This window comes from Paracerasibacillus soli, from assembly GCF_042432965.1.
GTDB classification, from domain to species: domain Bacteria; phylum Bacillota; class Bacilli; order Bacillales; family Amphibacillaceae; genus Paracerasibacillus; species Paracerasibacillus soli.
In genome coordinates this window covers 6,466-15,274 of sequence record NZ_JBHLWL010000053.1, presented here as the reverse complement: position 1 = coordinate 15,274, position 8,809 = coordinate 6,466, and the positions used below count along the sequence as shown (strand labels likewise).

At 37.9% G+C, this 8,809-nt stretch carries 9 protein-coding genes and 1 pseudogene; all 10 read left to right on the top strand.

The annotated features are described in order from the left end of the window. The first annotated feature begins 156 nt into the window (after window positions 1-156). Window positions 157-660 carry a sigma-70 family RNA polymerase sigma factor gene (locus ACFFIS_RS13870; RefSeq protein ID WP_390188031.1) on the top strand — a complete coding sequence of 168 codons (504 nt, stop codon included), beginning with the start codon at window positions 157-159 and terminating at the stop codon, window positions 658-660. 101 nt (window positions 661-761) lie between these two features. Next, complete coding sequence (locus ACFFIS_RS13865) at window positions 762-965, top strand: hypothetical protein (RefSeq protein ID WP_008357760.1); 204 nt, start codon at window positions 762-764, stop codon at window positions 963-965. 1 nt (window position 966) lies between these two features. Further along, window positions 967-1,284: an rRNA biogenesis protein rrp5 gene (locus tag ACFFIS_RS13860; RefSeq protein WP_390188029.1), complete on the top strand. Its 318-nt coding sequence runs from the start codon at window positions 967-969 to the stop codon at window positions 1,282-1,284. Next, on the top strand, window positions 1,281-2,411 hold the full coding sequence (locus ACFFIS_RS13855) for a DUF2800 domain-containing protein (RefSeq protein WP_390188028.1): 1,131 nt from the start codon (window positions 1,281-1,283) through the stop codon (window positions 2,409-2,411). The genes ACFFIS_RS13860 and ACFFIS_RS13855 overlap by 4 nt, the downstream gene beginning before the upstream one ends. Before the next feature lie 2 nt (window positions 2,412-2,413). Beyond that, entirely contained in the window at window positions 2,414-2,968 is a 555-nt protein-coding gene (locus ACFFIS_RS13850) for a DUF2815 family protein (protein WP_205178050.1), read from the top strand. Continuing rightward, entirely contained in the window at window positions 2,965-4,899 is a 1,935-nt protein-coding gene (locus tag ACFFIS_RS13845) for a DNA polymerase (protein WP_320381640.1), read from the top strand. The genes ACFFIS_RS13850 and ACFFIS_RS13845 overlap by 4 nt, the downstream gene beginning before the upstream one ends. 89 nt (window positions 4,900-4,988) lie before the next feature. After that, window positions 4,989-5,768 carry a phage antirepressor gene (locus ACFFIS_RS13840; RefSeq protein ID WP_446686913.1) on the top strand — a complete coding sequence of 260 codons (780 nt, stop codon included), beginning with the start codon at window positions 4,989-4,991 and terminating at the stop codon, window positions 5,766-5,768. Window positions 5,769-5,786: 18 nt separating this feature from the next. Next, window positions 5,787-8,132 (top strand): virulence-associated E family protein, encoded by a 2,346-nt coding sequence (locus ACFFIS_RS13835; RefSeq protein ID WP_390188027.1) that lies wholly within the window; start codon window positions 5,787-5,789, stop codon window positions 8,130-8,132. Between the two features lie 259 nt (window positions 8,133-8,391). Beyond that, window positions 8,392-8,673: a VRR-NUC domain-containing protein gene (locus ACFFIS_RS13830; protein ID WP_320378165.1), complete on the top strand. Its 282-nt coding sequence runs from the start codon at window positions 8,392-8,394 to the stop codon at window positions 8,671-8,673. After that, window positions 8,654-8,809 (top strand): annotated as a pseudogene (locus tag ACFFIS_RS13825) (ATP-dependent helicase); the annotation flags it as partial. The gene ACFFIS_RS13830 and the pseudogene ACFFIS_RS13825, both read left to right, overlap by 20 nt.

Here is an 8,809-nt window from a genome sequence, read left to right as displayed (position 1 = left end):
TGAAGTACGCAATCCACACCAGGATTGTAGTGTCTCAATATTAGTACCCTTACCTTGTTGCGCACTTTTTTAAGTAAAGGTCAGGTTACTAAAGGACAAGTTCTTCATTGTTTGGATCCTTTGCCCCACGCAAATTGGCGGAGAGGATGCCAAACAATGACAAAAAAGTACAAAACAAGCCAAAAGAACAGAGAATCTTATATTTACTATTCTGGAAGTAAAAAGATAGCAACAATCCTACCAGGTAAAAATGGTGTAACAGAGATTGACATTGAGATTTTACATTCTGAAGATGATCAGGAAGTGGACGAAGGTCGCCGCTATGATTACCGAATTGCTTGTAATTTAGAATCTTATGTAGATGAAAACGGAGATTCAAAAGCTGAACATAACAAACTTTTAGCAGATTGGGATGCAGATCCATTCAATGAAATTTTGGAAATGGAGAACTGCGAAGAGAAACAAAAGTTAATCGAACAATTGCACAAAGCAATGGGGCAGTTAACAGATAAACAATTTAGAACCATACAAAAGAAATTTTATGAACAAAAAACAAACGTTGAGATTGCAGCCGAAGAAGATGTGACTGAAGCGGCTATCAGAAATCGTTTAAATAAAATATACAGAAGATTAGAAAAACTGATATCGAAAGGCTCTTAATGAGCCTTTTAACTTTTTTTAAAAAAAGGGGTTCGAAAGGTCATTATTTTTCGCTTACTAGTAAGGGACGAAATAGAAACCTTAGAAAGGAGTGTTTCCAGATGAGTCTAAAACACAAGGTAATTATCAATGTTAAAGATGAAAATGGTGAGAAAACAAGAGTGGTTGAAGGTAAACGTAAAACTGTACGTAGCCGAATGCTAGATTTATTGTTTGGTAAAAAAGTAAATCTGCTTGTTATCACACCAGGCGACTCAGTAGAAACAGTGGAAATAAAAGAAACTCGGAAAGGCGGTGAAGCTTAATATGAGCAGAACAAAATTACTTCTTGATGTAGTTACTGATTTACAAAATTTAGCTGGTTCACTTCAGACGATTGCTGAAGTGTTAGCGAATAATGAGGAATCACCTCGAACGGAAGAAAAAGCACCAGTAAAAAAAGCAAAGCCGAAAAAGAAGGAAATATCGCTTGAAGAAGTTCGTACATTACTTGCACAAAAGAGTCAGGCTGGGTTTACGGCAGATATTAAAAAGCTACTTGAAAAATACGGTGCAACCAAACTAAGTGAGATTGGCGCAAAAGACTATGAAGCATTGTTGAGAGATGCGGAGGAATTGCAATGACGAAACATGCCATTTTATCCGCTTCAGGGGCACATCGATGGATGAATTGTACCCCATCGGCCCGCCTTGAATTAGAGTTTGAAGATTCTAGTGGTGAAGCGGCTGCGGAAGGAACAGCCGCTCATGAACTAGGAGAACATAAGCTTAGGGAAGCGTTAAAGATTTCAACGAAAAAGCCAACATCCATTTATGATTCTGAAGAGATGGAGCGTTATACCGATGAATATGTCCAGTTTATTTTGGAAGAACTAGCGGCAGTAAAACAAATAACGAAAGATCCACTTCTTCTTATTGAACAGCGATTGGACTTTTCGAATTATGTCCCAGAAGGTTTTGGGACAGGTGACTGTGTCATTGTTGCAGATGATGTGGTTCATGTTATTGATTTTAAATATGGACAAGGTGTTTTAGTTGAGGTGGAAAATAATCCGCAAATGATGCTTTATGCATTGGGAGCACTTAATCTATTTGATGCAATTTATGATATCAATTCAGTAAAAATGACTATCTACCAGCCAAGGCGTGAAAACATCTCTACCTTCGAGATAGCCAAAACAGATCTTATTGAATGGGCAGAAAATACACTTAAACCCAAAGCAGAATTAGCGTTCAATGGTGAAGGAGAATATAAGCCTGGTGACTGGTGTAGGTTTTGTAGAGCATCTGTGGAGTGCAGGGCAAGGGCGAAAGAAAATTTGAAGGTAGCAAAATTTGAATTTAAAAAGCCACCTTTATTAACAGATGATGAAATTGCTGAAATTTTACTTCATGTAAATGATCTTACTAAATGGGCGAATGAAATCTTTGCTTATGCAACGAATGCTGCTGTCCAGCAAGGGAAAGAATGGACAGGTTTTAAAGTTGTAGAAGGTAGGTCTAATCGTAAATATGCAGATGAAGAAGCGGTAGCTGAAGCCGCAAAGAAGGCAGGCTATGAAGATATTTACAAGCAAAGTCTGCTTACGATAACCAACATGGAAAAATTGATGGGTAAAAAGAAATTTAATGAAGTGCTTGGTGATTTTATTATTAAGCCAAGCGGAAAGCCGACACTTGTTCCGGTATCGGATAAGCGTCCAGAAATAAATATATCAACAGCAAAAAATGAATTTATGGAGGAGAAATAATTATGTCGAAAACAGTAAAAAATCCAACAAAAGTAATTACAGGGGTAGTACGTTTATCTTATGCAAATGTGTGGGAGCCAAAGTCAATTAATGGTGGAAAAGAAAAATATAGCGTGAGTGTGATTATTCCAAAAAGTGATACGAAAACTTTGGAGGCAATTGAAAAAGCAGTCGATGCTGCAATTGAAGAAGGTCGCGGAAAGTTTGGCGGGAAAATTCCAAACAAGGCATCGTTAAAATTACCGCTTCGTGATGGAGATATTGATCGTTCGGATGATGAAGCGTATGCAGATAGTTTCTTTGTAAATGCAAACAGCATTACACCACCACAGATTGTAGATGCTGATATTAATCCAATTTTAGAGCGCTCAGAGGTTTATTCAGGAGTGTATGCTCGTGTAAGTATTAACTTTTATGCGTTTAATTCAAATGGTAACCGAGGGATTGCTTGCGGCCTTGGTAACATTCAAAAGATTCGTGATGGAGAGCCATTAGGTGGTCGTACGGATGCATCGGTAGATTTTGCTACTGATGTGGATGATGACTTCTTATCATGAAAACATTAAATATTGATATTGAAACGTATAGTGGTGTGGACCTCGCTAAAAGCGGGGTCTATCGCTATGTGGAGGCAGATGATTTTGAAGTAATGCTATTTGCTTACAGTGTGGATAGTGGACCTGTTTATGTTATTGATTTGGCAAACGGTGAGTCTATCCCGTCTGAAATTGAACAAGCGATATTTAATGAAAATATAACGAAATGGGCCTTTAATGCTCAGTTTGAACGGATTTGTTTAAGTAAACATTTTAAGCAAGATTTATCACCTGTTGATTGGCGATGCACCATGGTGTGGTCTGCTTATTTAGGATTACCATTATCTTTAGAAGGTGCTGCAATGGTAACGGGAGCAGATAAACAAAAGCTATCAGAAGGGAAAGATTTAATTCGTTTTTTCTCTATTCCTTGTAGACCAACAAAAACAAATGGCGGCCGAACAAGAAATCTAAAAGAACATGATCCTAATCGATGGGAAAGATTTAAAGCATACAACAAACGTGATGTAGAAACCGAAATTGCGATACAAGATAAACTATCTAAATTTCCGATGCCCGAAGCAGAGTGGGATAACTACCTTCTTGATCAGTTAATTAATGATAGGGGAATAAAGCTAGATTTGGAGTTAGTTGCTCAGGCTATTAAATGTGATGATTTAATTCGCGGCGAGTTAATCAGTCGTATGAAGGAAATTACTAAGCTAGAAAATCCGAATTCTGTCAAACAAATGCGTGAATGGTTACAAACACAAGGTGTCGAAACAGATAGTTTAAATAAGGCCGCAGTAACTCATTTAATTGAAAGTAATGAAGGTGAAATTAAAGAAGTGCTTCAACTGAGAAGACAACTCGCAAAATCAAGCGTGAAAAAATACGCAGCCATGGAAAATGTTGTTTGTCGTGATGGACGAGCTAGAGGGTTGATTCAATTTTACGGTGCAAATCGTACAGGGAGATTTGCAGGAAGGTTAATCCAGGTTCAGAATCTCCCACAAAATCACATATCTGACTTAGACGAAGCACGTGCTTTATTGAAACAAGGTAATTTTGAAGCCTTACAAATTTTATATGAATCTGTTCCGAGTGTACTTTCTCAGCTTATAAGGACCGCATTTGTCCCTATTCGGAACAATCGCTTCATAATCGTTGACTTTAGTGCAATTGAAGCACGTGTGATTGCCTGGATTGCAGGTGAAAAATGGCGGAATGAAGTGTTTGCATCACACGGGAAAATCTATGAAGCATCGGCTGCGCAGATGTTTAAAGTTCCCTTGGATGAAATTTCAAAAGACAGTCCATTAAGACAAAAAGGAAAAATTGCAGAACTTGCGCTTGGTTATGGAGGTTCTGTTGGTGCGCTGAAATCAATGGGTGCAACCAACATGGGACTTGAAGAACATGAATTAAAACCACTTGTCGATGTGTGGCGGCAGTCGAATTCAAGGATTGTTAAGTTTTGGTGGGATGTTGACCGGGCAGCAAAGGAAACTGTGCGTAAAAGAAAGTCCCACGCAACTCATGGAATAAAATTTGAATATCAGAGTGGCATGTTACTCATAGGTTTACCTTCGGGCAGATGGCTTTCCTATGTAAAGCCAAGAATAGGGATAAACAGTTTTGGAAATGAATCTGTCTCGTATGAAGGGATTGGGGCGACAAAGAAGTGGGAGCGAATATTTAGTTATGGTCCGAAGTTTGTCGAGAATATTGTGCAAGCAATATCAAGGGATTTATTATGTTTTGCTTTGCAACGTGTTCATGATGAAGGTTTTCGTATTGTCATGCACATACATGATGAAATTGTCATTGAAGCACCAAACGATGTAACGGTCGAATATATCAGTGATTTAATGAGTCTATCTCCACCTTGGGCAGAAACGCTAGAATTACGTGCGGATGGGTTTGATACAAACTTCTATAAAAAAGATTAATTTAGAGGGGTTCGAATACCCCTTTTTCTTCGCATATAGCTGAGGGTAAATTTATTTACTCTACAACTATTTGTAGGAGGTTCATTTATATGATGAACAATATTAAAATTTTTAACTTCGAAGGAAATGAAGTAAGAACATCTTTTAAAGATGGAAATGTTTGGTGGGTTGCAAAAGATGTGTGTGATGTCTTAGGAATTAAAAATAATCGTGATGTTATCGCTCGTTTAGATACAGATGAAAAGGGTGTAGATACTATCGACACCCTTGGCGGACAACAGGAAGTATCCGTTATAAACGAGAGTGGGTTATACAACATTATATTGCTCTCAAGAAAACCAGAAGCGAAAAAATTCAGAAGATGGGTTACACATGACGTTCTTCCATCTATTCGAAAGCATGGATTGTATGCAGTGGACGAAGTATTAGCTAATCCAGATATTTTGATTAAAGCACTGGAAGAATTAAAAGCAGAGCGATTAAAAAATAATCAATTATCAGAAACAGTGAAAGTCCAGGAACAGCAAATTGTTGAAATGAAACCCAAAGCAAGTTATTACGATGTTGTTTTAAATTGTGAGGACGCAGTTGCAATTTCAGTGATTGCCAAAGATTATGGAAAATCTGCTCGCTGGTTAAATAAATACTTACACGAACAAGGGGTTCAATATAAACAAGGGAAGATTTGGTTGCTATATCAAAACCATGCTGAGTTTGGATATACAACAACAAAAACTCACACATATAAAGATAGCAATGGATATGATCGTTCAAAAGTTCATACGTATTGGACGCAAAAAGGTCGATTGTTTATTTATGACTTACTAAAAGCAAAAGGCATCTTACCTAAAATTGAAATGGACAGTTAAGCATTGGAGGTAATCGATATGAAAATAGCTGTCGGAAATAGTCGAATGGACAGAAAGTGGAAGAACAAAGATGTAACGTGGGACGAGTTTATTAATCTTGTAAATCAGACAATCCGTACAACTGAAACGGTAGATGAATATAGAAAAATGAATCGTGCAAAACAAGATGCAACAAAAGATGTTGGTGGCTTTGTTGGTGGTGCTTTAAAGCAGGGGAAAAGAAGGAACGGACATGTTTTGTCACGTTCACTTCTTACCCTTGATATGGACTACGCAGTACCTGGTATTTGGGATCAAATTGAACTTCTTTATGATTTTAAATGCTGCGTATATTCAACACATAAACACACTCCTGAAAAACCAAGGCTACGTCTAATTATTCCGTTTAAACGTGATGTTTCGGAAGATGAATATCCAGCGGTCGCAAGAATGGTCGCAAAAGAAATCGGTATTGATTATTTTGATGATACAACATATGAACCCTCAAGATTAATGTACTGGCCATCGACACCGTCAAATGGTGAATTCATTTTCGAGCAAAAAGATGGTGAGTTATTAGATCCTGATTTCTATTTGTCGAAATATGACGATTGGAGAGATACGACAACATGGCCTGTATCGTCAAGGCAATCCGAAGTTGTACAAAGGAATATTAAAAGACAGGCTGATCCTCTAGAGAAGGATGGTATTATTGGCGCTTTTTGTAGGGCTTATTCTATCGAGGAAGCCATTGATAGTTTTTTGTCGCATGTGTATGAACCAAGTTTGATGGAAGGAAGATTTGATTATATACCAGCTGATTCGTCTGCAGGGGTCGTTGTATATAACGGAAAGTTTGCTTATAGCCATCATGCAACAGATCCTGCTTCAGGGAACTTACACAATGCATTTGACCTAGTTCGATTACATTTGTTTCAAGATTTAGATGACAAAACATCTTATTCAACCGCAGTAACAAAACTTCCATCCTTTAAGGCTATGACTGAGTTTGCTTTAAAGGATGAGCAGGTAAAGGTGCAGTTTGCAGAAGAACGAAAAGAACAAGCAGAAATCGAGTTTACGGAAGATGACTGGGAAGGACAGCTTGAGCTTGATAAAACAGGCGCAGTTAAAAATACACTTAGAAATCTTACCTTAATATTGGAACATGATGAAAACCTTCAAGGTATTGTTTTTAATGAGCTATCAGACAACTTGGAGATTGTTAGTCCTGTTCCTTGGTCGCACCCATCTAAATATTGGCGGGATGCGGATGATGCTCAGCTTGTTAGCTATGTTGATACGCACTATGGAACGTTCTCAGCTAGAAATTATGATATTGCAATTGCGAAAGTAGCTGATGATAGGTCTTATCATCCGATTCGAGATTATCTCGATGAATTGCCCGAGTGGGATAAAGTGCCACGAGTCGATACGTTATTAATTGATTATTTAGGAGCGGATGATAATCCATATGTTCGTGCTGTAACAAGGAAAACATTATGTGCGGCAATATCTAGAGTTCTCACACCTGGCATTAAATTTGATTCAATGCTCGTTTTAAACGGACCTCAAGGAGTCGGGAAAAGTACGCTTATTGCAAGGCTTGGTGGTGAGTGGTTTTCAGATAGTTTAAGTTTATCAGATACAAAAGATAAGACAGCTGCTGAGAAGTTACAAGGATACTGGATCATTGAAATCGGAGAACTCGCTGGACTCAAAAAAGCAGAAGTAGAAACATTACGTAGTTTCCTATCAAGACAAAACGACATTTATCGAGCGAGCTTTGCTAAAAGAGTTACACCGCACCTAAGACAGTGTGTATTCTTTGGAACGACTAATGCTGAAAAAGGTTATTTAAGAGATACGACAGGTAACAGACGATTTTGGCCTGTGAAAACCCCAGGCGATGGTGTAAAGAAATCGTGGGAAGTTACTGAAGAAGAAGTGCTGCAAATATGGGCAGAAACACTCGAATACGTGAAGCAAGGTGAAAAGCTATATCTCGAGCATGATATTGATCAGTTAGCAAAAGAAGAACAGCGAATGGCGATGGAATCGGACGAGCGAGAAGGGTTGGTTCGTGAATACCTTGAAACGCTACTTCCTGATGATTGGGACGATATGGACTTATTTGAACGTAGAGCATTTATCAATGGCACTGAATTTGGTGATAGTCCAAAACAAGGTGTTTGGAAACGGGAGCATGTTTCTAATATGGAGATTTGGTGCGAATGTTTCCAAAAGGAACGTTCCAATTTAAGACGGATAGATGGTAACGAAATATCAACCATTATGGCCAGCATTGGTGGCTGGACAGGTTTATCAAAGAAAAAGAGACTTCCCATTTACGGAACGCAGTGGGTGTATGAATTAAAAAAGTGACGTTCCAAAAAATCGAGTTTGGAACAAAAACATCACATTGGAACAGAATATTATGTTCCTGGAACAAAATAAAAGAAGTTCGTCACATAGTTAGGAACAGCAATCAACCTATGTCATATAAGGGTTTGTGAAAAACCTGTTCCAATGTTCCAAGAAAAATATGATATTAGGAAAATATAAGAATATAGGGTTAAATCACGCAAATACGCATATACGCGCGTAAGAAAGTTTAAAATCGTTTGGAACAGGAGAGTTTGGAATGCGGGAAAAAACGATCGAGTTAAAGTTAAGTGAAGCTGTTAGAAATATGAAGGGTTTATCTATTAAACTTACATCTCCAGGTTTTGATGGATTGCCTGATCGGTTAGTGTTACTACCAAACGGAAAAATTGGATTTATTGAAGTGAAAGCCTCAGGCAAGAAACTTAGACCGCTTCAATTGAAAAGAAAACAGCAATTAGAATCACTAGGTTTTATTGTCTTTTGTCTAGATAATCCTGAAAGTATTGGAGGGATGTTGCATGAAATTCAAGCCACATAAATACCAGGAGTTTGCAACAAACTTTATTATAGAAAATCCTATAACGGCAATATTTCTTGAAATGGGTCTCGGTAAAAGTGTGATTACACTGACTGCTATTTATGAATTGATGTTAGAACGATTTGAAGTTGATAGA